The following is a 25,203-nucleotide window of genomic DNA, read 5'->3' as shown; positions in this document are numbered from 1 at the left end:
TCAGGGGCAGAATTGTAGCCGTTTGTATCAGGTCAGTCCCTTGCTACACATGGATACAAATCTGCACCTGCACCGCGCCACACTCCCGGATAGCGTCGCGCATGTGGTCTGTGACGCATAGAACCGCAACCGATCAAACGATGAGGTTTTCGAACATGGCTCTTGATTTGAACCGGCGCCGCTTCGTTCTGGGTGCTCAGATGACGATGTTGACCGTCACGGCGTCGCCGGTAATGTCTCAGATCCGATCCGTTTGGTCGGCAGAGACTGCCTTTGACGCGCTTCAGGCGGACACGGTGCGGATCATCGATGTCAGAACGCGCGACGAGTGGCAAGAAACCGGTATAGGTGCCGGGGTCTGGCCGATCAGCATGCACGAGACCGGCTTTCCGGACCGCTTGTTCAAGGCAAAGGAATTAAGCGGTGATCGTATCGTTGGACTGATCTGCGCGACGGGCGGACGCTCTGCATCCCTGCTTCGGGCTTTGAGACAAGCTGGTTACTCAGGCTACGCTGATATCTCGGAGGGGATGCTGGGTTCAGGCGACGGAAAGGGCTGGATCGCATCGGGCTTGCCAACCGTTCAGATCACTGTCGCCCTGAAGGGGCTGCCCGCCGAATTGGCCTGAGCCGCGAAGGCCTGACGCCCGGTTGTGACAAGAGCCTGATATATGGTCAAATTGGTCTGGTTGAGCAGTAAGGCGGGTCTAGTCGAATGACCGTATCGATGGCGATGCTTGTTGGAACATGCGCGGCGGTCCTGATGGGAATTGTCCATCATTACGCGCTGTCGGGCATCCTGAGGTTTTCTCCGCACCGGTCAGAGGGCTCGGGATTGCGGATCATCCTCACATTTTCCGCTCTGTTGCTGCTCCACGTTCTGGAACTCGTCACGCTTGCCGTGTTCAACGCGATGGTGGTGGAAAACTTACTGCCGCAATCGTTCGGCAATAGCCCGGCGCTGTTTGAGGATATTCTCTATGTGACAGGCATCTCCTTTTCGACTCTTGGCTATTCGTCCCTCGAGGTGTCGGGGCCCTTTCGGCTATTGCTGATGCTGCAATCGCTTTTGGGCTTCATGTTGCTGACCTGGTCGGCGACGTTTCTTTATTCTGCCTGCCAGCAAGTCTGGCAGCAGGCGAAAGATAACCGATGACAGCCACCCGAGTTGTGCGGGTAAGCGCGCGCCTCAATGCGCGCCTGTCCGAATACCCCTTGACCTTCCAGTAGCTGGAATCCCTAGGTACCAAGCTATGGCACAGATAATCGAAAAAACCGGCGATCCCGCATCCCGACATCGCCACAGCGATATCGTGAAATTTCCCGTGCGGATCGGCGCGTTCCTGGTCCTGCTGTCATTGCCGGCTCACCTGTTTCTGGATGAGAGAACCTCGGTGGCTCTTGCTTCGATCACGCTTGCCTTGATCGGTGGCGCCTATATCGGCTTTGGCGCCGCGGACGGCAATGCGCGTGTGTTTTGGGCAGAGTTCGCCGTCGCTCTTTTGTTCGCCCTGGCGGCGTTCTTGGGGCTGATATGGCATTGGGCCTTCCTCCCTTTGGGATTGGCCCTGCACGCCTTGTGGGACATCTTGCACCACAAGTCTCGCCGTCTCGCCAGTGTTCCGAACTGGTACATTCCGTTTTGCGTTGCCTTTGACCTTCTCGCAGCGGCTTTTTTCATCCTGCTTTATGGTGTGTTTTGAACCATGAAGTGGCGTGTACTTCTTCTTGCGATAATCCTTGTCGGAACTGTCGCCTTGGCATTTCCGGATGTCTTCGGCATTGACATTCGCCTGCCCTCTCGCGCGGAAATCGACCGCTGGATCGAGGCCGCAGGTCTTGCCGGTCCAATTGTCATCGTCGCTCTTATGACACTCGCTATCGTGGCGAGCCCCCTGCCCTCCGCGCCCATCGCTCTCGCTGCCGGAGCCGCCTATGGACATACCTTTGGAACGATCCTCGTCGTTCTTGGCGCAGAACTCGGTGCGCTGATCGCCTTTGGACTGGCGCGCAGCCTGGGCCGACCGTTCGTTGAGCGTCATCTCGGTCAGAAGATAAACACGGGACTGTTCGGGTCACAGAACATGCTGACATTTCTGGTCTTCGGCAGCCGCCTGCTGCCATTTCTGTCCTTCGACATGATCAGTTACGCCGCCGGTCTGAGCAAGCTGCACCTTTGGAGGTTCGCGCTGGCCACAATGGCCGGGATTATCCCGGCGAGCTTTCTCCTCGCTCACATGGGCAGCCAGGCGATGAACGGAGATGCCCGCACCGCCACCTGGACCGCGCTTGCCCTCGGTGCCTTTACCGGCCTGTCGGTTCTCTTCGCCGCGACGCGAAAGACCGGCAGGCAACGGAAGGAGAGTTGACATGGCCAGTCATTCTCAAGTGGCTTTGAAAACATACGAGGTCGAAACATGACCGAGACGATCCTTGGTTCGGAACCGGCCATTCGTCTGACGGCGTTCCTCGGCGTCCTTGCGGCCATGGCGCTGTGGGAAAGCGCCGCTCCTCGTCGTCGGCGCGACATTCCGCGTGTCATCCGGTGGACCAACAACATCGCGCTTGTCGTGATCGATACGGCAATCCTGCGTCTGACCTTTCCGATTCTGGCAGTGGGCCTCGCGGTCACCGCCGAAGACCGTGGCTGGGGTTTGTTCAATACCTTGGAGGTCCCGTTCTGGGCGGCTGTGCTCGTCTCAATGCTGCTGCTCGACATCGCGATCTACCTGCAGCATGTGATGTTTCACGCCATTCCTGCGCTCTGGCGCCTACACCGCATGCATCATGCGGACCTCGAATTCGATGCAACGACCGGCCTGCGCTTTCATCCAATCGAGATCCTGATCTCGATGGTGTTCAAGCTCGCAGTCGTCGCTGCCCTGGGACCCCCTGCCGTCGCGGTTTTGTTGTTCGAGGTGATCCTGAACGCCACGGCCCTGTTCAACCACGCCAATATCAGTCTGCCGCCGTCCGTCGACCGCTGGCTGAGGTGGATTATCGTCACCCCCGATATGCACCGCGTCCACCATTCGGTCGATCCGCGGGAAACGAACTCGAATTACGGTTTCAACCTGCCTTGGTGGGATCGGCTTCTCGGGACCTATGTCGCGCAACCTGCGAAGGGACACACCGGCATGGAAATAGGTATCGAGCAATTTCGGACGACGCGAGATTTGTGGATCGACAGAATGCTGGTTCAGCCGATCCGGGGACCCGCAAGCGGATATGCGCTCGATATGTCCGGGAATAGCGAACCGCAGTCCGAACACGCGCTCGACTCCCAGTCCGATAAGACCAATATTCCAGATACCGAAGAAAAGGATTGATGAATGAAACGACGCACCTTTCTACTGACCGGCGCTGCCGCCACAATCGCGCTTCCGGCCATGGCCGATACCGCACCGGCCATCAAGGTTGTCAAATCCCCGACCTGCGGATGCTGTACCGCCTGGGTCGATCATGTCCGGCAGGCCGGATTCCAGGTCAAGGTCCAGGATGTCGAGCAGGACGCCCTCTATGCGCTGAAAGACAGGCTCCAGATCGCGCCGGAACTGGCCGGGTGTCACACCGCCGTGGTGGGCGATTATTTCATTGAGGGCCATGTGCCGGCAGAAGACATCGCCCGGCTTCTCTCAGAGCAACCGGCGGCGCGCGGGCTCACCGTGCCGGGTATGCCGATGAGTTCCCCCGGCATGGGCGGTCCCGGGGCCGGGGACACGTTCGATACGCTCCTCGTCGGGCCGGATGGCACGACATCGGTCTATGCCAGCCACAGCTAGGCCAATCGGTACGTCGCGCGGGACCGGTTGATGACCCGACCCGCCTCGACAAGCGCCCGCAGCGCGTTAGCTGGCCTTTTGCGTCAGCCGGATCAGCCTGTGTCGCCGTGACCGAGATCACGGCGCTCCCGCGCAACGGGTCCGGCATCCCATCAATGGTGCTGAACCAATTGATCTGGGTAGTTACGTCCACAGCCTGTTATCGCTTGCGGATCGCAAACCATGCATTCGCGCCGATCCCCGCCCCGAGGCGGCAAGAAACAGAAACCCCGGGCGATCCGAACCGCCCGGGGTGTGATACGTGGCTTACGCGACCAGATCGAAGCGGTCGGCGTTCATCACCTTGGTCCAGGCCGCAACGAAATCGCGGGCGAACTTCTCGGCGTTGTCGTCCTGCGCGTAGACCTCGGCATAGGCCCGCAGGATCGAGTTGGAGCCAAGCACCAGATCCACGCTCGTGGCGGTCCACTTGACCTCACCCGTCTTGCGGTTGCGGATTTCGTAGGTGCCGTCGTCCATCGGGTGCCAGCTGTAGCTCATGTCGGTCAGGTTGACGAAAAAGTCATTCGTCAGCTGGCCTTCGCGATCCGTGAACACGCCGTGCTTGTTGCCACCATGGTTGGTGCCCAGCATCCGCATGCCGCCGACCAGAACGGTCATCTCGCCCGCGGTCAGACCAAGAAGCTGTGTCTTGTCGAGCATCAGCTCTTCCATCGACACCGCGTACTTCTCTTTCTGGAAGTTACGGAACCCATCGACCAGCGGCTCAAGCACCTCAAAGCTCTCGTGATCCGTCATCTCGTCGGTGGCATCGCCCCGGCCCGGTGCGAAGGGCACCTCGATGTCATGGCCCGCCGCCTTGAGCGCCTGCTCCAGACCCACGTTGCCCGCCAGCACGATCACATCGGCCACGGAGGCCCCGGTCTCGGCCGCGATGGGCTCGAGGATGCCGAGCACCTTGGCCAGACGCTCCGGTTCGTTCGCCACCCAGTCCTTCTGCGGGGCAAGCCGGATACGGGCACCGTTGGCCCCGCCGCGCTTGTCGGACTGGCGGTAGGTGCGCGCGCTGTCCCAGGCGGTGGCGATCATCTCGGCGGCGGTCAGACCACTGTCGGCGATCTTGGCCTTGACGGCATCCACATCGTAGGACGTGCTGCCTGCCGGGATCGGATCCTGCCAGATCAGGTCTTCCTGCGGCACGAAGGGACCGTAATAGTTGGCCTTCGGACCCATATCGCGGTGGGTCAGCTTGAACCACGCGCGGGCGAAGGTGTCGGCGAAGTATTCGGGATCGGCGCGGAACTTCTGGCAGATCTCGTTGTAGATCGGATCGACCTTCATCGCCATGTCGGCATCGGTCATGATCGGGTTGCGGTGGGTCGTCGGATCGGACGCGTCGACCGGCTTCTTGTCTTCCGGCATATCGACCGGTTCCCACTGCCATGCGCCCGCGGGGGATTTGGCAAGCTTCCACTCGTACCCGAAGAGGTAGTCGAAATAGCCCATGTCCCACTGGGTCGGGTGCTGCGTCCACGCGCCCTCGATGCCCGAGGTGAACGCCTTTGACGCCACTCCGCCCTGCCCCGGATTGTCCCAGCCGAAGCCCTGGCTGTAGACCGGGCACCCTTCAGGAGCGTCGCCGATCGTCGTGCCATCGGCGTTGCCATGCGCCTTGCCGACGGTGTGTCCACCGCAGGTCAGCGCCGCGGTTTCCTCGTCGTTCATCGCCATGCGCTTGAAGGTCTCGCGGACATGCAGCGCTGTCTTCGCCGGATCGGGCTGGCCGTTCACGCCTTCGGGGTTCACGTAGATGAGACCCATGTGAACAGCGGCCAGCGGGTTGTACATCGTCGCCGGTTCATCAAGATCGCCATAGCGCTCTTCGGACGGGGCCAGCCATTCGCTTTCCACACCCCAGTTCACGTCTTCCTCGGGCGCCCAGATATCTTCGCGGCCAAACGCGAAGCCGTAGGTCTTGAGCCCCATGGATTCGTAAGCAACCGTGCCAGACAGGATGATCAGGTCGCCCCAGCTCAGGGCATTGCCGTATTTCTTCTTCACCGGCCACAGCAGACGCCGCGCCTTGTCGAGGCTGGCGTTGTCCGGCCAGGAGTTGAGCGGCGCAAACCGGATGTTTCCGGTCGCAGCACCACCGCGCCCGTCGCCCATGCGGTAGGACCCGGCAGAGTGCCAGGCGAGACGGATCATCAGGCCCCCGTAGTGACCCCAGTCCGCAGGCCACCATTCCTGGCTTTCGGTCAGCAGCGCTTCGACGTCTTTCTTCACCGCGTCGAAATCGAGCGCCTTGACGGCCTCGCGGTGGTTGTAGTCCGGGTCCATCGGATTGGTGCGCGCGCCGTGCTGGTGCAGGATGCCCAGGTTCAAGGCACTCGGCCACCATTTGGTGACGCTGTTACCGGTGCCGGTGTTGCCACCGTGCATGACCGGGCACGCGCCTTGCTTGTCGAGATTGTTGCCGTCCATGATCGTTCTCCCTCGCAGTGAATCAGTCGAGCGGGCCGCTCGTTCTAGAACGGTTCTAATCGGAGGGAGCGATAAATTCCAATTGGATAATTAAAAGACTGTGATAAGTTTTTCAAATGATAGGACTGACCATCAAACAGCTCAGATATTTCGACGCGCTGGCCCGGCATCTTCACTTCGGACGGGCCGCCGAGGCGTCCTCGATCTCGCAACCTGCCCTGTCCTTGCAGATCAAGGAGCTCGAGCAATTGGCGGGCGCGCCCCTTATCGAACGCAGTTCGCGCAATCTGCGCCTCACCGGCGTCGGTGAGGATTTCGTGCTCAAGGCGCGCGAGGTGCTTGTGGCGGTGGACGAGCTTGAGGACCTGATGCGCGCCTCCAAGGGCCCGCTTTCGGGGCGGTTTCGGCTGGGAGTCATCCCGACCGTGGCACCGTACCTTTTGCCCGCCACGATCACCGCCTTGTCGGCACGGTTCCCCGAGATCGACCTGGAACTGCGCGAGTCGGTCACGAAATCGCTCGTCGCCGATCTTCTGGATTCACGCCTTGACGCCGCCATCGTGGCCTTGCCCATATCCGAACCCGCCCTGCGGGAATTTGCGCTGTTCCAGGAAGACTTCGTTCTGGTCCGCCCGCTTCAGGACGCGGCCAAGCCGGTGCCAAGCCCGGACATGCTCAGATCCATGCGCCTCTTGCTGCTCGAAGAAGGCCATTGCTTCCGCGATCAGGCCCTGTCGTTCTGCGAAATCACCAAGACCCAGCCGCGTCAGTTGATGGAAGGCAGTTCGCTGTCCACGCTGGTCCAGATGGTCGGCGCGGGCATGGGGGTGACGCTGATCCCGGACATGGCGGTGCCGTTGGAAACCCGGTCAGCCAATGTGTCGGTGGTGCGGTTTCCCCACCCCCGCCCCACACGCACCATCGGCATGGTGTGGCGCAAATCGAACCCCTTGGCGGATCAGCTCATGCAGGTCGGTGCCATCGTGAGGGGCGTCGGGACACGCGAGACAGATCGCACGACAAAACCGGCGAGCGGCAACCAAAGCCGGGGCTGAGGCATTAATGACTCAATCAAGTTTGAAAGAGTCCGTGTCGGCAGCCTTAACTTGTTCGATAGAGTTTTGCCCGACATGCTTAAATTATGGGCGTTTTGAAAACAGTTGGATCTGCCTTCACGCTGACCTGTTTGACAGCAACCGCCGGGCTGTCCGAACAAAGCCTTCTGGATCGTGTGACCGAATGTGTCGGACGCCTCTCTGCACAGATGGAGCATCACTGGCTTCTCTCCGACCAACCCACCACACGGATCGAACGCAACCGCGCGCATCTGATCGAGATACTGGATACGATGGTCACACCGGACATCGCGACCCGGATCCTCGCCGCGCGCATCGACGCCAAGATCGCCCATGCCTCGCTGCTCACGCAGGCCGCCTTCGGATCCGACCCAAGGCGGGCACTTTGGGCGGAACGCCGCGTTCATTCCGCCATCGCGCAATGTGACGACATTCTCTTGCCGGACGCGCCACAGGCCCCTCCGACCCGCGTGACGGATGACGCAGACCCACCGGCCTTGGTGAATCAGAAGGCGTGGAACGCGTCGCAATAGACGGTCCCGCCGCGCGAAAACGCACAGATTTTCGCCATATCCGAATAATTCGATTAAAACTTGAGCGTTCCCGTCGGCAGCAACCCCTGCGAGGGACGCATCTGTTCCTCTCAGGAAAATCCGCCGCCTAGATACCGACGGCTGGTGATTTGCATCAGCCGATCACGTGCGATGAAGCCGGCGTTCAACTCCAGGCTCCACCGCACTCCGCAATAGACTTGCGTCGGCGATATCTGGGGCCTTGCTCTGCTCTTGGCAACCATCGCGACGCAAAACGTACAAAGGACGTTTGCACGATGTCGATCAAATTCCTCAGCACCACGGCTGCCGCCGCGCTCATCGCTTCCACGTTGCCCGCACTGGCGCAAGACGTGAGCTGCCCGATCAAGGTGGGTGTGCTGCATTCCCTTTCCGGCACCATGGCCATTTCCGAAACCACGCTCAAAGACACGATGGAGATGCTGGTTGATATTCAGAACGACAAAGGCGGCCTTCTGGGCTGCGAACTCGAAGCTGTCGTCGTCGATCCGGCCTCTGACTGGCCGCTCTTCGCCGAAAAGGCGCGCGAGCTTCTGACGGTTCAGAATGTCGACGTGATCTTCGGGTCCTGGACCTCGGTCAGCCGCAAATCCGCGCTGCCGGTCCTGGAAGAACTCAACGGTCTGATGTTCTATCCGGTGCAGTATGAAGGCGAAGAAAGCTCCAAAAACGTCTTCTACACCGGCGCCGCCCCGAACCAGCAGGCGATCCCGGCCACGGATTATTTCCTCGAAGAGCTGGGCGTCGAGAAATTCGCGCTTCTGGGCACCGACTATGTCTATCCGCGCACGACGAACAACATTCTTGAGGCCTACCTCAAGGACAAGGGCATCGCGGAAGAAGACATCTTCGTGAACTACACGCCCTTCGGCCATTCCGACTGGTCCAAGATCGTCGCGGATGTTGTGGCGCTGGGTGCGGACGGCAAGAAGGTCGGCGTCATTTCCACGATCAACGGCGACGCCAATATCGGCTTCTACAAGGAACTGGCCGCCGCAGGCATTTCCGCCGATGACATCCCGGTTGTCGCCTTCTCGGTCGGCGAAGAAGAGCTGTCGGGCCTCGACACCACCAACCTCGTCGGCCACCTCGCCGCGTGGAACTATTTTCAGTCCGCCGACACCCCGGCGAACGAAGAATGGGTCGCCGCGTGGAAAGAGCGCATGGGCGATGACCGCGTGACCAACGACCCGATGGAGGCGCATTACATCGGCTTCAACATGTGGGTGAACGCTGTCACCGACGCAGGCACCACCGATGTCGATGCGGTCCGCACCGCGATGTACGGGCAGGAATTCCCGAACCTCACCGGCGGCACCGCCGTCATGCTGCCGAACCACCACCTCGCCAAGCCGGTGCTGATCGGCGAGATCACCGAGGACGGTCAGTTCGACATCATCAGCCAGACCGAAGAAGTGCCCGGCGATGCCTGGACCGACTTCCTGCCGGAATCGGCGGTTCTGACCTCGGATTGGGCAGAGCTGGGTTGCGGGATGTACAACACCCAGACCGAGACCTGCGTGCAGATCAAGTCCAACTACTAAGCCCAGAGCGGTGCGTGGGAAACCACGCACCCTACCCTCCCCATTGTAGGGTGTGTGCTTGCACGCACCGAACAGACCGGACGCCCTCATGCTGCGCTTTGTCGCCTCTCTTTTCGTTTGCCTGACGCTGGCCCTGCCCGCCTTTGCCCAGCAGGCCGACGCCCCGATTCAGCAATTACTCCAATCACAAAGCGATCTGATCCTCGAAAGCTCGCGCCGCACCATCGCGCCTGCGATCGACGCGCTCGCCAACAGCGGCCTGCCCGAGGCGCAGGTGGTGATGGACAAGTGGCAAGCCCGCGAGATGTGGGTGAACGAAGAGACAGGGCTTTTCGTCTACGCCGAAGAGGTCGATCGCGACACGCTGCGCATCTTCGACTTCGCCGATGGGTCCGAAATCGGCACCGTGCCGGATGACGGCTTCGATCAACTCAAACCCAATTCCGGCATTCGCGGCATGATCGGCACCGCGCTGGTGCAATTCCAGCTCAGCGACCCGAACCGGGCGACCCGCCAACGCGCGCTGGATGCCATCGAACGTGGGGCCGAGGAAAGCCACCTCGCCGCTCTGCGCGCCAGCATCCCGACAGAGGAGGACGCCACGATCCTCGCCCGCAAGCAGCGCCTCGAACGCCTGCTGACCATCGCTTATGGCGAGACGGATGCGGAACGGATCGCGGCGATTGAGAGCTTTGCCGGCGATTTGAGCGTCGATGTGCGCGCCGCGCTGAACCCGCTGGTGGCGACGCGCGTCGAGGCCGCCGAAACCCTGCCCGACGCCGACGACATCGGTCGCGTTCTGAAACCGGGCAGCGAGGCCCTGACCCGCGACGACGCCTACGCGCTTCTGGTGCGTGCGGATCTTGCCAAACCGCGCATCAGCCGCGAGGACCAGCGCAACGCGCTGATCGCCAATATCGACAACGGCTCCGTCGCGGGTATTCAGGTCGCCACGCTCGACAGCCAGGCGGCACGCGACATGGCCTATGCGGCCCTGGCCGACCAAGGCACCGTGAGCGCCGTCGCCACCGAGGCCGAGGTTGATGACCGCCTTGCCAACCACGTTTTCTACGAACGCTACATCGGCGCCCCGCCCGAAGTCGTCGCCGCCGCGCAACTGGCGCTGCGGGCGATCGAGAACAAGGTCGCGCTCAACCAGGCGTTCGATCTGGGGCTCGACGCACTGTCGCTGGCCTCGATCTATTTCCTTGCCGCCATCGGCCTTGCCATCACATTCGGCGTGATGGGCGTCATCAACATGGCACATGGCGAGTTCATCATGATGGGCGCTTACACCGGCTATGTCGTGCAGCTCTTCATCCCCGACTACACCCTGTCGATCCTCGTCGCGATCCCGCTCGCCTTTGCGGTGACTTTCGGCGCGGGTGTGGCGATGGAACGGCTGGTGATCCGCTGGCTTTATCACCGCCCTTTGGAAACCTTGTTGGCCACCTTCGGCATCTCCATCGCGCTGCAACAGATCGCCAAAAATATCTTCGGCACGCAAGCCCGCCCGCTGACAGCGCCGGGCTGGCTCGACGGGTCGCTGGTGATCAACGACATCGTGTCGATCAGCTTTATCCGCATCGCGATCTTCGTGCTGGCGCTCTTGTTTCTCGCGCTGTTCCTCTTCGTGATGAACCGCACCCGGCTGGGGCTGGAGGTGCGCGCCGTCACGCAGAACCCGCGCATGGCGGCGTCGATGGGGATCAATCCCGACAAGATCAACATGCTGACCTTCGGCTTCGGCTCGGGCATCGCGGGCATCGCCGGTGTCGCTATCGGGCTATACGCCAAGGTCACGTCCGAAATGGGCAGCGATTACATCGTGCAAAGCTTCATGACCGTGGTGGTCGGCGGTGTCGGCAATATCTGGGGGACACTGCTGGGCGCGACGATGGTCGGGTCGCTGCAAAAGGGCATCGAGTTCCTCAACCCGTCCAACACGCTGGCGGCGCAGACCTACATGATCCTCTTTATCATCCTGTTCATTCAATTCCGGCCCAAGGGCATCATCGCCCTCAAGGGCCGCGCGGCGGAGGCGTGATCATGGAGTTTCGCTGCCTGCGGCATCGACTCGCGTGGGGGCTCTGCCCCCACACCCCCGAGGTATTTGGAGCCCAAAGAAGCACAGGGTGGGTCACATGAGTGATGTTGCGCTTGGGAGCCGTAGGCAGCCGTTCGCGCTGCGCTTTCCGTCTGTGATGGTGTTTCTTGCGATCCTCGCCTTGTTCACCCTCGGGGTCACGATCCTGTCCGAAGGGTTCGGCATCGGCGTGATCTCGACGAGCTTCGTCAAGACACTGGGCAAGACGCTGTGCCTGTGTCTCGTCGCGCTCGCGATGGATCTCGTCTGGGGGTATTGCGGGATCCTGTCACTGGGGCACATGGCGTTCTTCGGGCTGGGTGGCTACGCCATCGGCATGTGGCTGATGTATGCCCGGACCGAGATCATCGTTCTGGAAAGCCTCGCCGCCGCCCCCCTACCCCCGACGCCGCAGGAGGTATCCGACGGCATCGCCAGCCAGATCTTCGGCGTCGTCGGCGCGTCCGAGTTTCCGCCGATCTGGGTCTTCGCCCATTCGCTACCGCTGCAACTGGCCGCAGTTGTCATCGTGCCGGGCCTTCTGGCGCTGGTCTTTGGCTGGCTGGCGTTCCGCAGCCGGGTCACAGGCGTGTACCTGTCGATCCTGACGCAGGCGATGACCCTCGCCCTGTCGCTGCACCTCTTCCAGAACGACAGCGGCCTGCGCGGCAACAATGGCCTCTCGGGCTTGCAAAACCTGCCGGGCCTGTCGGACGTGCCGCAATCCATCGTGTCGATGTGGTTCTTCTGGGCCTCGGCGCTGGCGCTGGGTCTGGGCTACCTGCTCTGCGCCTGGGTGGTGTCGGGCAAGTTCGGGTCCGTCATCCGCGCCATCCGTGACGACGAGGCGCGGGTGCGGTTTCTCGGCTACCCGGTCGAGGCGTTCAAGCTGGTGATCTTTACCCTGACCGCCGTGATCGCGGGCATCGCGGGGGCGCTGTATTATCCGCAAGCGGGCATCATCAACCCGGCCGAGATCGCCCCCATCGCGTCGATATACCTTGCGGTCTGGGTCGCCATCGGCGGGCGTGGCAGGCTCTATGGCGCGGTGATCGGTGCGGCTTTCGTTTCGCTCGTCTCCACGTGGTTCACCGGGGGACAGGCGCCCGACATCAACCTTGGGTTTTACACGATCAGCTGGGTGGATTGGTGGACCGTGCTTCTGGGCCTCAGCTTTGTCTGCGTCACGCTCTATGCGCCCAAGGGCATTGGCGGCTTGGTCGATTTGATCGTGGACCGCCGGAGCCCCAACCGCCACGGGGCTGACCTTGGCCCCGACCAGGGCGCTCTGCGCGAACAGGAGGCCGAGAAATGAGCACGCTTTTGGAAGTCTCCGGCGTGTCGGTGTCGTTCGACGGGTTCAAGGCGATCAACAACCTGTCCTTCCAGATCGCCGACGCCGAACTGCGCGCGGTGATCGGGCCGAACGGAGCGGGCAAGACGACCTTTATGGACATCATCACCGGCAAGACGAAACCCGACGAAGGCCGGGTCGTCTACGGCGATCGCGGCGACAGTCTTCTCAAGATGAGCGAGAGCAAGATCGCGCAGGCCGGCATCGGGCGCAAATTCCAGCGCCCCACCGTGTTCGAGGATCAGAGCGTCTTTGACAACCTGATGATGGCGCTCAGGAAAACGCGCGGACCGCTGGCCGTTCTGTTCTTCAAACCAACGCCCGAGGACGAAGACAAGGTGGCCCAACTGGCCTCCGAGATCGGCCTCTCTGCCGCGCTGCACCGCAAGTCGGGCGAGTTGAGCCATGGCCAGAAGCAATGGCTCGAGATCGGGATGTTGCTGGCGCAGGACCCGCGCCTGTTGCTGGTCGATGAACCCGCCGCCGGGATGACTCCGGCGGAACGCGAACACACCACCGACATCCTGCGCGAGGCGGCAAAGACCCGCGCGGTTGTGGTGGTCGAACACGACATGGAATTCGTGCGCCGCCTGAACTGCAAGGTCACGGTGCTGCACGAAGGGTCCGTGCTGGCCGAAGGGTCGCTGGATCATGTCACGAAGAACGAACAGGTGATCGAGGTGTATCTTGGCCGATGAAGTTCTGCGCACCGAGGGCCTGACCCTGCATTACGGCGGCTCCCAGATCCTAAACGGGATCGACATGGCCGCCGCCCGTGGCGAGATCACCTGCGTCATGGGCACCAATGGCGTCGGCAAGACCAGCCTGCTCAAGGCGATCTCGGGCACCCACGCCTATTCCGGCGGCACGCTGTCCCTGAACGGCGAACCGATCGCCCATGCTTCGGCCCACACGCTGGCGCAGAAGGGCGTGGCCTACGTGCCGCAGGGGCGTGACATCTTCCCCCTGCTCACCGTGCGCGAGAACCTCGAAACCGGCTTTGCCTGCCTGCCCAAGTCGGAGCATCACATCCCCGACCACATCTTCGAGCTGTTCCCGATCCTCAAGGACTTCCTCAACCGTCGCGGCGGCGACCTGTCCGGTGGGCAGCAACAGCAACTCGCCATCGCCCGCGCGCTGATCACCAAGCCGAAACTCCTGCTGCTTGATGAGCCGACCGAGGGCATCCAGCCCAACATCATCCAACAGATTGGCCGCGTCATCGCCCTGCTGCGCGAACAGGCCGACATGGCAATCGTGCTGGTGGAGCAGTATTTCAGCTTTGCCTACGACCTCGGCGATCGGTTCTACGTGCTCGAACGCGGCGCTGTGAAGATGAGCGGGCCGAAGGCGGAACTGGATCGGGACGCGCTGCTTGCAGGCGTGTCGGTCTGACGTGACCGTCGCGAGCCGAACCATCACAGCGGGTCGCTGCCCCAACAGCCGCGACCCACTCCGAGTGTTTTAGACCTCGCCGGTGTATTCACCGCGGGCGGGGTAATTCTTCTCGATCGCGAAATCCACCGCGCCCACCAGTTCCGAGAAATGCGGCCTCACGAACGGCATCGTCTGAACCGAGCCGAAATAGAGGGTCTGATCGGGGTTCACCATGAACAGCCCGGGTTCGGAAAACAGCTCCGGCTCTTCGATCCCGATGGACGTTTTCCCGCGAGAGGTCGAGATGTAGAGCCCCCATTCGCGGGCTTTCGCCAAGGGCAGATCATAGGCGAACCGGAGTGTGTCGGCGCCGATTTTCTCGGCCATCTCACGGGTCCGGTCTTCTCCGTCGGAGCTGATCGCGATGGTTCCCACGCCACGCTCCGCGAAGTCGGCGACCCGTTTCTGGAACTCCGTGAGATATTTCGCACAGATCGGGCAGTGCAGCCCACGGTAAAAGCAGATCACGGTTCCCCGTTCGGATGTCTCGGACGACAGATCGAAGGTTCCGTTGTCCAGCGTCGGCAGGGTCAGATCGGGCGTTTTCTGTCTTGGAATAAGCATGAGAGTCTTTCTGTGCTAAGGGATTGTGCGCGCATCTTAACGCATTTATTGTCAAGTAAATCTGATTAATCTGACCGAAAGACCGAAATGGATCGCTTTGACAGGCTGACAACGCTGATCGACCGCTTCAAACTGACGGTCGCGCCCGCGCCATTGGATCAGGCAACGCTTCTCGTTCTCGGGGACGGCGACGGTACACCGGCCCGCGTCGTGTTTCTCCCGACCGGAGAAACTGCGGCCGTGGACGAGGACACCGTTCTGTTCGCCGCGCATGTGGATTGGAACGGGCCGACCAACCCGCTTGTCGCAGCACTTCCGCCGCAGATCGAGATCGACCTCGGCCAGGACCCGGATACCATCGGGCTGATCACGCTCATGTTGAGTGAAATGACGTCCCAGCGATGTGGCGTGGGGTCGGTCCTCAACCGGTTGGGTGAAGTTCTGATCGTGCGCATCCTGCGCCAACAGATCGAAGCGGGATCGACACGTCCGGGGCTCCTCGCGGGCCTGTCCGATCCCCGCCTCAGCCGGGCAATCGTCGCGATGCATGATCGACCGGGGCACAACTGGCGCAACGAAGACCTCGCGCAGGTCGCAGGGTTGTCGCTCAGCCGATTTGCCGAACTGTTCCTGGAGACGGTCGGGGAAACCCCTGCGGCCTATCTGCGGCGATGGCGGCTTGTGCTTGCGCGACAGGACGTCACGAAAGGCGACCGGATCGATGCGGTGGCCCGGCGCTATGGCTTTTCGTCGCCCGAAGGGTTCACGCGCGCGTTCAAGAAGCGCTACGGCATGACACCGATCTCGCAACGGCTTTAGCGCCGGTCCCTGACCTACTTCTGATCCGCCCGCTTGAACGCGCCTTGCACGATGCGGTCCATGACCATCGCGAGGAACAGGATGGCGAAGCCACCAAGCAACCCCGGCCCCTTGGCCGCGAATTGCAACGCCTCGAGGATCTCCTGTCCCAGACCACCCCCGCCGATGAGCGAGATGATGACGACCATCGACAGGCACATCAGGATCGTCTGGTTCACCCCCGCCATGATCGACGGCAGCGCCAGCGGGATCTCCACGTCCTTGAGCAACTGCCATTTCGACGCGCCGAAGGCGACGGCCGCTTCCTTGATGCTCTCGGGCACACCGCGCATGCCAAGCGCGGTGAGGCGGATCACCGGCGGCATGCCGAAGATGATCGTGGCCAAAATTCCCGGCGGGTTACCGGTGCCGAAAAAGGCGATGATCGGGATCAGGTAGACAAAGGCGGGCAGTGTCTGCATCAGGTCGAGCACGGGTTCCGCCATCTTGTAGGCGCGGGTCGATTTGCCGAACCAGATGCCAAGCGGAATCCCGATCAGAACGCACAGGATCACCGCCGCGCCCACCAGCGCCACGGTCTCCATCGCCAGCGCCCAGTAGCCCAAGAGCGCGGTATAGGCCATTGCCGCCACGGTAAAGATCGCCACGCGCGGGCCTGCCGCGCGATAGGCCGTGACCGCGATCACCAGCATCACCACCGGCCAGGGCGACCCGTTGAGCGCCAGCGTCAGCCCGTCCAGAACCGTCCGCACGCCAAGGACGATGCCGTCGAACACGTCGCCTCCCGCAGTGGCGGCAGCGTCGATCCGTGCCTCCATCCAGGACGCCACCGCGCCGAACAGGGTTCCGCCTCCGTCGCCCAAGACGAGGGTGGACACTTCACGTTCCGGAAATTCGTTCAAAAGCGCAAGCGAGTTGCTTACGGTGAACTTGTAGACGATCAGCGGCGCGATCAGCGCGGTCAGAACCACACCCAACAGCAGGTTGGTCGTGGACCGCCCGCTCTCTGTTCCGGTCGGGTCGATGCGCCAACGCGAATACTGCTTTTCGTAGGCGATATTGGCGTAGACCCCCTGCACCAGCTTGAAGCCCACCAGAAGCACCAGACCGATGAGCAGGATGCCAAGCCCCTCGGCCTGCGCCGCCTCGGCGCGTTCGAGGTTCTGGTCGATGGCGCGCTGCATGTTCTCGGCCAATTGCTCGAACCGCTGTCGCGTCTCGTCATCCGCCGCAGCCGCCGCCTGATCCAGTCGTTCCTGCATACGTTCGCGCTGCTGGTCGGCGCGCGCGATGAAGTCGGCCCCCAGATTGCCCCAGAGCCCGCGTCCGATCTGCACCCAAGCGATGATTTCGAGAATCAGGAAGGTCCAGAACATCCCCCAGAGCGCCCGCGACGACGCCCAGAGCGGGCCAAGCAGCGCCGCTGCCAAGTTGAACGTGCGCGGCACGAAGCCGGTGTTGTCGTGGATCGTATGAAACGCATTGACGTAGTAGTCGCCATTCGGGCCCGCGAACTCCTTGATCGACCGGTCCAGCGCGTCGCGGTCGACCTCGACATCCGACGCCGCCGTGACCTTCATGTCTGTGGTTGCATCACTCATCTTTGCCCCCCTGGATTCCGCGCAGCAAACGCGGCTTGGTGACGATCCCGATATCCGCCCCATCCTGCGTGATGACGACGGGCATATCCGTCTCCACCGCGAGATCGATCAACTGGTCCAGATCGGCCCCTTCATCGGCACGCGGCGCACCGTCGAGAGAGCCTTTGAAGCGCTCCATCGGTTCCATGATCGAATGCGCCTTCACCAGCTTGAGCTTGGAAATGCCTTGCACGAATTCGCGCACGTAATCGTCGGCGGGGTTCATCACGATATCCTCGGGCGTGCCGATCTGCACGATCACCCCGTCCTTCATGATGGCGATGCGGTGGCCAATGCGGATCGCCTCGTCCAGGTCGTGCGTGATGAACAGCGTGGTTTTCTTGAGCTGCGCCACAAGCGCCTTGAACTGGTCCTGAAGCTGCAAGCGGATAAGAGGGTCAAGCGCCGAGAACGGCTCGTCCATGAGAAGGATCTCGGGGTCCGACGCCAATGCACGGGCGATCCCCACACGCTGCTGCATCCCGCCGGACAATTCGCGCGGCAGGCGGTCTTCGTAGCCCGTCAGGTCAACCAGCCCCAGCGCGTGATCCGAGATCGCCCAACGGCGCGATTTCGGCACTTTGCGGATTTCCAGAGGATAGGCCACGTTGTCCCGCACCGACCTGTGCGGCAACAGCGCCATATGTTGAAACACCATCCCGATCTGCTGCGCGCGGATGCGGCGCAATTCGGTGGCGGACATGGTCGATACGTCCTGCCCAAGGATTTCGATCTTGCCCGCCGTCGGTTCGATCAATCGGTTCACGTGACGCACGAGGGTCGATTTCCCCGACCCGGACAGACCCATGATGCAGAAAATCTCGCCGCGCGAGACTTCGAAACTGGCGTCCTGAACACCCACCACACAGCGGAATTGCTCAAGCACCTCGGGCTTGGTCAGCCCTTTCTCTCGCACGGCCTTCATGGCCTCGTCGCTGCGTTCGCCGAAGATTTTCCAGACGTTTTCGAGTTTTACGACAGGATCGTCCATGGGCCTCTCCCTCGGGATACACGTTCCCCGCCAGCGCACCGGCGCGGGGCACATAGGAAAAGGGCCGCCGCGATGTGGCAGCGGCCCTGATGCGAGAGGCTTAGTTGGTGAGCCAGTTGATCACGGTGTCTTCGTTCTCGGCCACCCACTGACGGGCGAAATCGGCCGCTTCGACGCCATCCACGGCAAGGGCTTTGCCCATCGCGCTCAGATCGTCACCGGACATCTGGTAATTCTGGAACAGCGACGCGACCTCGGGATACGCCTCTTCCAGTTCTTTCGCGTAGTGCAGGTGCAAGGTCGCGCCGTTCCACGCGGTCGAGGCAGACGACTTTTCGAGCCAATCCGGATCATCGGTGGGCTGAACGATGTTCCAGGTCGACGGATCATGCGCCGGCTCTTCGAGCACGGTCAGATCCTGCGTCACGAAGATATAGTGCGGGCTGTAGCAGAACCCGATCCACGGCTCGCCTGCCGTCGTCGCGTTGGCGAGGTTGGCGTAGGCGATGGTCTCTTCATACTCGGTGAGTTCGAACATCTGGTCGTAGCCATAGGACTTCGCGCGCACTTTCTCGACCACGGTCGAGGCCCAGCCGGGCGCACCGACCCAGACTTCCGGCGTGCCGTTGCCATCGGTGTCGAAGATCGCGATCTTGTCGGGATCGCTGAGGTCGTCGATATGGGTGATGTCGTATTCTTCGGCGATGTAGGTCGGCACGCACATGCCCTGCTCGGCCTGCACCGGGTTGGTGTTCATCACCACGGACCCTTTGTCCTTCACGTAGGTGTCGTGCAGGTTCTGCTGGTTCGGCATCCAGACTTCGGGGTGTACGTGCATCGACCCGCTGTCCATCGCTTCGAACACGATCGGGTTGGTGCCGTTCTGCAATTCCACATCCAGACCGAGGTTATCCTCGATCACCACTTCCAGAACATGCGCGGTGGCATTCACCGACGCCCAGTTCGGCACACCGATCACGATATCCGCGGCCTGGGCCGACCCGGCGGCCCCAAGTGCAACGATGGCCGAGGTCGTCAGTGCCTTTGTCTTGGTCATCTTCATAGTGTCGTCCTTTCCCTGTTGATTGATTTATTATCAGAGGGACGTGGCAATCTTCACATCGTCACTCTGGTTCACGCCGGGTGAGGACACACCCGACCGCGAATACTCCACTGTGGCGTTCACAAGCACCTGTAGCGCATCGAACATTGGCACCTTAGCGTCAATTTCGGCAGCCAAAAGCGAAAATTCCGTGCAGCAGATGCAGATGACATCCGCGCCGTCCGTCACCATCCGGGTGCAGATGTCGATGAGCGTATGCGCCGCGAACTCGGACGGGCCTTGCGCCTTGATCGACCGGATGGTGGCGAGCGCCCTGCCCTGTTCGGCGGCATAGACCGGCGTCAGACCCGCGCCTGCCAGCGCGGTCTCGAACACGCCCACCTGTTGCAGCGCCGGTGATCCCAACAGCCCGACCTTGCCCCCCGGCGCGATGCGCGCGGCTTCGGCACAGGACAGATCGATCATGTTCAGGAACGGCATGTCGGTCGCCGCTGCCACCTGCCCGGCATAGTAATGCGCGGTGTTGCAGGGCATCACCAAGGCCTCTGCCCCGGCCCCGACCAACCCGCGCGCCATTTGCGCCAAAACCGGGCCGGGGTCTTCCCCGCCGCCTTCGAGGATCGCCTTGATCCGCGACGGCACCTGCGTGTTGTTGTCCACCAGCAGGGGGATGTGATCGGCATCGTCGCGCGCCTGAACGGCGTCCACGACCTGCTGCATGAAATAGATCGTCGCTTCCGGCCCCATGCCGCCCAGAACACCGATTTTCCGCATCACGCCGCTCCTTTTTGCAGGGCTTGGCCCACCACATGAACAAGGATGTCCGCCACATGGGCGCAATCCTCAAGGCTGAACGTCAGGGGAATGCGCATATCCAGCAATCCGGCAAGAAGTGCATCCGTTTTGGGCAGATCCTGCCGGGGAATGTAGCGCCAGCTTTGATGGTTCGAGGTAAAGCCCACCGGGCTGTCGGCCCCGAACCACTTGAGCTCGACCCCGAGCTCCTTGGCGCTGGCCACGATGGCTCGCATGGTCTTCGCATCCGCCTCGGGCATCAGAAACTGGAAAGACGATCCGACATAGCGTTCCTGCGCGGGCCGGTGCGGAACGTAGACGCCCGCGACACCGCGCATCCGATCCGCGATCAGATCATGCCGCGCGTTCCAGCGGTCTATATTCGTCTCCAAAGCACCCAATTGGGTCAGCAGGATCGCCGCACGCAGGTTGTCCATCCGCCCCGACATATTCGGCGTATCCAGCCGAATGTCGTGGAACACCTCGGCAGGCGGTGCCGCGCCGTGCCGTTCGTACATCATGTAAGACCCCGACAGCATGATCGCGCGGGCCATGAACTCCGGGTCATCCGAGGTCAGCAACCCCCCTTCCCCGCTGTTCATATGCTTGTAGGTCTGGGTCGAGAAACACCCGGCAATGCCGAAACTGCCGGATTTGCGCCCGTTCCAGGACGCCCCCATCGTATGCGCGCAATCCTCGATCAGCGGCACATCGTACCGATCCAAAAGCGCCACGAGTGCCTCCATGTCGCACAGATGCCCGCGCATGTTGGACAGAAGCAAAACCTTCGGATGGGTCGCCTGTATTTTTGCCTCGAGATCCTCAAGGTCCAGCACGAGGTCCGGCGTGATCTCCACCAGCACCGCCTCGGCCCCCACGGCGGCAATCGCGCCCGGCACCGGGGCCAGCGTGAACCCGTTGGTCAGCACCCGGTCCCCCGCCCCGACACCCAGCGCCCGCAACGCGGTGGCCATCGCATAGCCGCCGGATGTGCAGGCCAGGCAATAGTCCGACCCTTGATACGCCGCATAAGCTCGTTCTAGCTCGGCCACCGGGCCAAGCTCGTCCGCGACCGTGTTGTAGCGATGCAGCCGCCCACTGCGCAGCACCTCGACAGCGGCCGCGATCGCGTCTTCGGCGATCGGTTCCTGCTGCGTGAAGCTGCCGGTGAAAGGCTGCATCACGCCCTACTCTGCCGCCATGCTCGGCGCGTCATAGTCGAATGCCGCCGTGTAGCCAAAGAGCGCCACACCGCCGCCGGTATGCACAAAGACGATATTCTCGTCGCCCTTGAACGCGCCCTTGCGGATCAGGTCGATCAGACCCGCAGCCCCTTTGCCGGAATAGACCGGATCAAGGAGGATGCCTTCCAGACGCGCGAACATCTCGATGGCGGCCAGACCGTCCTTCGTCGGGATGCCATAGCCCTCGCCCACGTAATCGGTGTTCGCCTCCACATCCTCGCGCTGCACCACGCCGGGGCAGCCCAGCTTTTCGGCGGTCTTCACGGCGAGGTTATACACGTTCTCTTCCTGCTTCGGCTTCGGCGCGCGCACGCCGATCCCCAGAAGCGGAATATTCGCATTGATCGCCTTCAGGCCCACGATCAGCCCCGCCTGCGTGCCTGCACTGCCCGTCGCGTGCACGATCCGGTCGATCTTGAGCCCCATGTTGTTCGCCTGCGTGACCAGCTCCATCGCGGCGTTGGCATAACCCAGGGCGCCCGTCGCGTTCGACCCGCCACCGGGAATGGTGTAGACGTTGCGCCCCTCGGCGCGGAATTTCTCGGCCACCGATTCCATCTCGGCATTCATGTCGAGCCCCGAACCGGGACGCTTTTCCGCCGTGGCCCCGTGCAGGAAATCCAGAAACACGTTGCCGTTCATGTTGTAGTTCGGATCGTTCGACCCGGTGCGATCCTCCAGCAGGATATGGCAATCCATCCCCAGCTTCGCCGCACAGGCCGCGGTCTGGCGCGCGTGGTTGGATTGCGTGGCCCCCTGCGTGATGACCAGATCGGCCCCCTGCGCCTGTGCCTCGGCCATGAGGAATTCGAGCTTGCGGGTCTTGTTGCCCCCGGTGGACATGCCGGTGCAATCATCCCGCTTGATCCAGATGCGGGGCCCGCCCAGCTCTTTGGACAGACGGTCCATTGGTTCAAGCGCGGTGGGCAGATGGGCAAGGTTTACGCGGGGGAATCGGGAGAAATGCATCGGGCGTCCTTTCGACTGTTCGACGCGGACAGTTGTGCATGTTACCGCCCTCGTCAAATAGAAAAACGGGTGATATTATGCGCAACTGGCATAAAGAGGCCCGAAATGCGCATTGACTGGATCGAAGACCTGGTGGCCCTCCTCGACAGCGGCGGCGTGGCGGATGCAGCCCGCCTGCGCAATGTAACACAACCCGCCTTTTCGCGCCGCATCAAAGTTCTGGAAGAGGTGCTCGGGATCGAGGTCATCGACCGCAGCGTCAAACCCAGTGGCCCCTCCACGATTCTGCGCGACCGCGAAACCGAACTGCGCAAACTGGCGGCGGAACAACGGCTGTTGCTGGCCGACATGCGGCAGGAACACCGGACCGGGCTGCGGCAGCTTGTCATCGCCAGCCAGCACGCCATCACCACGTCGATGGGCACGCAGATCATCAATTCGGTCGCAGAACCCAGCCGCACCCATATCCGCCTGCGCTCGGCCAACCGGGACGAATGCGAAACCCTGCTCATCCGCCGTCAGGCGGCGATTTCCGTGACCTATCGGATCCGATCCGAACCGGTCTCGGAACTGCCGTCTTTCCTGACCGAGGCGGTGATCGGGTCGGACATGCTCATCCCGGTCTGCGGCACGACCCATGCGGGCGGCCTGATCGCCGGGTGCGAGTCCGGTGTCCTGCGGATCATCGGCTACCCCGCCGACGTGTTCCTCGGCGCCGCGATCACCCGCCACGTCCTGCCCGCGCTCGACGGGACGTGCAGCATCAGCGTGGTGACGGAAACCGGCCTGTCCACCGCCGCTCTGCAACTGGCGCAGTCCGGTCTCGGCGTCGCCTGGGTGCCCGAAACCCTCGCCCGCCCGGCCCTGTCGCGCGGAGAGCTTGTCGCGCTGACCGACAGGCTTGGCGGGATCGACATGGACCTCGTCGCGCAACGATGGTCCACCACCGCCAACAGCGCCACGCTCGACGCCTGGGCGCGGCTGACGGCAGAGGGGTGATGGACAATCACGAGGATCGGTCTCGACGGGATCCTCTCTGCCTGACCCCGTCAGATCACGGACAGATGGATGTTCACCGCAATAAACATGATCGCCAGGCCACCGGCCCAGGCCAGCGCTTTGCGGGTGCCCGGATTGCGTGCCACCGATTTGGACACGGTGGACCCGAGCCAGGCCACTGCGATGTCGGATGGAATGGCCGTCAGGGGAACCAGAATGCCGAGCACCATCAACTGAAACTGCAAAGCGCTTTCCGTCACGGTCGGATCCACGAAGGGCGGCAGGAACAGCGCAAAAAACAGGACCGTCTTGGGATTGAGCAACTCGACCCAGATGCCCTGCCACACGATCTGGAAAAAGGATTGGTGCATGGGAGGCGTGTCTGTCGGCGTCAGATCGATCGGGACATAGGAATCCCGGATGAGACCGACGGCGAGATAGACAAGATACCCCGATCCCAGAACCCGCAACCCCGTCATCAGCCAGTCGAACTGCCGAAACAGCGCCGCCAGTCCAAACGCCGTGGCAATCGCAAGAAGCATGCCCCCAAGCCCCAGTCCAAGGGCCGAGGCATAGCCCGCGGCGCGGCTTTGCCCGACACTGCGCGACAGAACGTAAAGCATGGAGGGTCCGGGCGTGGCACTCAGAACGAATCCGGCGAAAGCCACGGCAAGTATCGCGTCAAGATTTGGCATGGGTGGTCAGTTACTGCTTTTCAGTCTGGTCTCGAAGGGATTGTCTACGTGAAAGTCCGCTGTATCGGCCGCAGAGGACCGGGCCTGCTTGGCAATCAATACTTTCAAATAAGGGAAATCGCGGATCAGCATCCGTTCAAGATGCGCCCCGGCAAGGAATGGTTCATACTTCGGCACGGTTCCCTTGGGCACCAGTTCGGGAAACGGCTCGATCAGCGTGTCGTGGTTTGCTGCAACGAAATACGGCAGCGAAAACCGTTCGGGCCGCAGGTTGAGAACACGATGCGGCGTCGACTGGAGGCGCCCGTTGGTCCAGGCCTCCATCATGTCACCGATATTCACGACCAGCGCGGAGGGATCGACCGGCACGTCGATCCAGGTGTTGTCCTGTAACATCACCTGAAGGCCCTTGTTGCGCGTGTGCAGCAGGGTCAGACATTCGTAATCCGTATGCGCGCCCATGTTCACCGATTTCGTGTCGGTGACAGTCGCCTTGCGCACGTAATGCAGCAGCCGCAATTGCGAGATCGGCTTGGTCATATGACGGGTCATCGCGCCCTCGGGCAGTCCGAGATACATCTCGAGCGCCGAGCAGATCAATCGCCCCAGCGCGGCGACCTCGTCGTAATAGCGTCCGACCGTTTCCCGGAACCCGGCAAGCGCGGGCCAATTGTTCGGCCCCAGAATCCGGTTGCCGGCCAGGAAATCGGGGTCGTCGGCGGGCAGATCAAGCCCCAGATCGAACGCTTCATAGCTGCGATTCACCTCGTCAGGATAGTCGCCCTTTTCGGTGAACGGCACGTATCCCCGGTGATTGGGACTGTCGCCGATATAGCAGGCCATCTTCACGTCGTCGGAGAGCGCAAAGAACTCCTCGGCGGCGAGGTAGACGGATTCGATGAGGTTCAGCGAGATGCCGTGATCGCAAATCCGGAAAAACCCGAACGTTTCACAGGCCATCCCGATCTCTTGCGCAACGGACGCCACAATCTCCGGATCGCCCGATCTGAGCCCTGCCACTTTGATCAGGGGCAAGGCTTGTGTGTCTTCTTGGATGTCGGAAAACATTGTCATGTGACCTCCCTGCGT

At 62.0% G+C, this 25,203-nt stretch carries 25 protein-coding genes; 15 read left to right on the top strand and 10 right to left on the bottom strand.

All coding sequences use genetic code 11. The features are described from left to right. The first annotated feature begins 155 nt into the window (after positions 1-155). The 6 genes from Q1B16_RS18865 to Q1B16_RS18840 all read left to right on the top strand — a co-directional run bounded on the left by Q1B16_RS18865 (position 156) and on the right by Q1B16_RS18840 (position 3,782). Positions 156-629, top strand: a complete 474-nt coding sequence (locus tag Q1B16_RS18865) for a rhodanese-like domain-containing protein (RefSeq protein WP_299792659.1) — start codon at positions 156-158, stop codon at positions 627-629. Positions 630-727: 98 nt separating this feature from the next. Continuing rightward, the gene (locus Q1B16_RS18860; protein WP_299792656.1) at positions 728-1,156 is read left to right on the top strand and encodes an ion channel; all 429 of its coding nucleotides are present in this window, start codon (positions 728-730) and stop codon (positions 1,154-1,156) included. A gap of 169 nt (positions 1,157-1,325) precedes the next feature. Next, positions 1,326-1,703, top strand: a complete 378-nt coding sequence (locus Q1B16_RS18855; RefSeq protein WP_299792653.1) for a DUF6010 family protein — start codon at positions 1,326-1,328, stop codon at positions 1,701-1,703. A 3-nt stretch (positions 1,704-1,706) separates the two neighbouring features. Beyond that, positions 1,707-2,369, top strand: coding sequence for a VTT domain-containing protein (locus Q1B16_RS18850; protein WP_299792650.1), 663 nt, complete (start codon positions 1,707-1,709; stop codon positions 2,367-2,369). A 48-nt stretch (positions 2,370-2,417) separates the two neighbouring features. Beyond that, entirely contained in the window at positions 2,418-3,329 is a 912-nt protein-coding gene (locus Q1B16_RS18845) for a sterol desaturase family protein (protein WP_299792647.1), read from the top strand. A gap of 3 nt (positions 3,330-3,332) precedes the next feature. Further along, a complete protein-coding gene (locus Q1B16_RS18840) occupies positions 3,333-3,782 on the top strand; it encodes a DUF411 domain-containing protein (protein WP_299792644.1) in 450 nt (149 codons plus the stop codon). 306 nt (positions 3,783-4,088) lie between these two features. Here Q1B16_RS18840 and katG read toward each other — a convergent pair whose 3' ends face one another. Then, positions 4,089-6,266 (bottom strand): catalase/peroxidase HPI, encoded by a 2,178-nt coding sequence (gene katG / locus Q1B16_RS18835; protein ID WP_299792641.1) that lies wholly within the window; start codon positions 6,264-6,266, stop codon positions 4,089-4,091. A gap of 116 nt (positions 6,267-6,382) precedes the next feature. Here katG and Q1B16_RS18830 point away from each other — a divergent pair, with 116 nt between their 5' ends. From Q1B16_RS18830 to urtE, 7 genes are all read left to right on the top strand, one after another. Continuing rightward, positions 6,383-7,321 (top strand): hydrogen peroxide-inducible genes activator, encoded by a 939-nt coding sequence (locus tag Q1B16_RS18830; protein WP_299792638.1) that lies wholly within the window; start codon positions 6,383-6,385, stop codon positions 7,319-7,321. A gap of 86 nt (positions 7,322-7,407) precedes the next feature. Then, a complete protein-coding gene (locus Q1B16_RS18825) occupies positions 7,408-7,875 on the top strand; it encodes a hypothetical protein (RefSeq protein ID WP_299792635.1) in 468 nt (155 codons plus the stop codon). A 296-nt stretch (positions 7,876-8,171) separates the two neighbouring features. Beyond that, on the top strand, positions 8,172-9,458 hold the full coding sequence (gene urtA / locus Q1B16_RS18820; RefSeq protein WP_299792632.1) for an urea ABC transporter substrate-binding protein: 1,287 nt from the start codon (positions 8,172-8,174) through the stop codon (positions 9,456-9,458). A gap of 88 nt (positions 9,459-9,546) precedes the next feature. Continuing rightward, a complete protein-coding gene (gene urtB / locus Q1B16_RS18815) occupies positions 9,547-11,505 on the top strand; it encodes an urea ABC transporter permease subunit UrtB (protein WP_299792629.1) in 1,959 nt (652 codons plus the stop codon). A 97-nt stretch (positions 11,506-11,602) separates the two neighbouring features. Next, positions 11,603-12,859 carry an urea ABC transporter permease subunit UrtC gene (gene urtC / locus Q1B16_RS18810; protein ID WP_299792626.1) on the top strand — a complete coding sequence of 419 codons (1,257 nt, stop codon included), beginning with the start codon at positions 11,603-11,605 and terminating at the stop codon, positions 12,857-12,859. After that, entirely contained in the window at positions 12,856-13,596 is a 741-nt protein-coding gene (urtD, locus tag Q1B16_RS18805; RefSeq protein ID WP_299792623.1) for an urea ABC transporter ATP-binding protein UrtD, read from the top strand. Before urtC ends, urtD begins: the two co-directional genes overlap by 4 nt. Then, positions 13,586-14,293, top strand: coding sequence for an urea ABC transporter ATP-binding subunit UrtE (gene urtE / locus Q1B16_RS18800; protein ID WP_299792620.1), 708 nt, complete (start codon positions 13,586-13,588; stop codon positions 14,291-14,293). The genes urtD and urtE overlap by 11 nt, the downstream gene beginning before the upstream one ends. A gap of 69 nt (positions 14,294-14,362) precedes the next feature. On the opposite strand, the gene Q1B16_RS18795 is transcribed toward urtE, so the two are convergent. Then, complete coding sequence (locus Q1B16_RS18795) at positions 14,363-14,899, bottom strand: peroxiredoxin-like family protein (protein ID WP_299792617.1); 537 nt, start codon at positions 14,897-14,899, stop codon at positions 14,363-14,365. A gap of 87 nt (positions 14,900-14,986) precedes the next feature. Between Q1B16_RS18795 and Q1B16_RS18790 the strand changes: the two genes are divergently transcribed. Next, on the top strand, positions 14,987-15,718 hold the full coding sequence (locus tag Q1B16_RS18790) for an AraC family transcriptional regulator (RefSeq protein ID WP_299792615.1): 732 nt from the start codon (positions 14,987-14,989) through the stop codon (positions 15,716-15,718). Between the two features lie 14 nt (positions 15,719-15,732). Here the strand turns inward: Q1B16_RS18790 and Q1B16_RS18785 are convergent, their stop codons facing one another. The 6 genes from Q1B16_RS18785 to Q1B16_RS18760 all read right to left on the bottom strand — a co-directional run bounded on the left by Q1B16_RS18785 (position 15,733) and on the right by Q1B16_RS18760 (position 22,420). Further along, positions 15,733-17,319, bottom strand: a complete 1,587-nt coding sequence (locus Q1B16_RS18785) for an ABC transporter permease subunit (protein WP_299792612.1) — start codon at positions 17,317-17,319, stop codon at positions 15,733-15,735. Further along, a complete protein-coding gene (locus tag Q1B16_RS18780) occupies positions 17,312-18,349 on the bottom strand; it encodes a glycine betaine/L-proline ABC transporter ATP-binding protein (protein WP_299792609.1) in 1,038 nt (345 codons plus the stop codon). Before Q1B16_RS18780 ends, Q1B16_RS18785 begins: the two co-directional genes overlap by 8 nt. Positions 18,350-18,449: 100 nt before the next feature. Then, entirely contained in the window at positions 18,450-19,406 is a 957-nt protein-coding gene (locus Q1B16_RS18775) for a glycine betaine ABC transporter substrate-binding protein (protein ID WP_299792605.1), read from the bottom strand. A 39-nt stretch (positions 19,407-19,445) separates the two neighbouring features. Then, the gene (locus tag Q1B16_RS18770) at positions 19,446-20,186 is read right to left on the bottom strand and encodes an amino acid racemase (protein ID WP_299792602.1); all 741 of its coding nucleotides are present in this window, start codon (positions 20,184-20,186) and stop codon (positions 19,446-19,448) included. After that, positions 20,186-21,388, bottom strand: coding sequence for an aminotransferase class I/II-fold pyridoxal phosphate-dependent enzyme (locus Q1B16_RS18765; RefSeq protein ID WP_299792599.1), 1,203 nt, complete (start codon positions 21,386-21,388; stop codon positions 20,186-20,188). The genes Q1B16_RS18770 and Q1B16_RS18765 overlap by 1 nt, the downstream gene beginning before the upstream one ends. A 6-nt stretch (positions 21,389-21,394) precedes the next feature. After that, the gene (locus tag Q1B16_RS18760; protein ID WP_299792596.1) at positions 21,395-22,420 is read right to left on the bottom strand and encodes a D-cysteine desulfhydrase; all 1,026 of its coding nucleotides are present in this window, start codon (positions 22,418-22,420) and stop codon (positions 21,395-21,397) included. Positions 22,421-22,525: 105 nt separating this feature from the next. On the opposite strand from Q1B16_RS18760, the gene Q1B16_RS18755 reads away from it, so the two are divergent. Continuing rightward, complete coding sequence (locus Q1B16_RS18755) at positions 22,526-23,419, top strand: LysR family transcriptional regulator (RefSeq protein ID WP_299792593.1); 894 nt, start codon at positions 22,526-22,528, stop codon at positions 23,417-23,419. A gap of 50 nt (positions 23,420-23,469) precedes the next feature. Here the strand turns inward: Q1B16_RS18755 and Q1B16_RS18750 are convergent, their stop codons facing one another. Both Q1B16_RS18750 and Q1B16_RS18745 read right to left on the bottom strand, forming a co-directional pair. After that, complete coding sequence (locus Q1B16_RS18750; protein WP_299792590.1) at positions 23,470-24,114, bottom strand: LysE family translocator; 645 nt, start codon at positions 24,112-24,114, stop codon at positions 23,470-23,472. 6 nt (positions 24,115-24,120) lie between these two features. Continuing rightward, positions 24,121-25,188 (bottom strand): 2-oxoglutarate and iron-dependent oxygenase domain-containing protein, encoded by a 1,068-nt coding sequence (locus tag Q1B16_RS18745; protein ID WP_299792587.1) that lies wholly within the window; start codon positions 25,186-25,188, stop codon positions 24,121-24,123. Positions 25,189-25,203 lie beyond the last annotated feature (15 nt).

Source organism: uncultured Marivita sp. (genome assembly GCF_947488135.1).
Classification (GTDB): Bacteria; Pseudomonadota; Alphaproteobacteria; order Rhodobacterales; family Rhodobacteraceae; genus Marivita.
The sequence above is the reverse complement of the archived record's forward strand: the minus strand, read 5'-3'. Positions and strand labels throughout refer to the sequence as shown.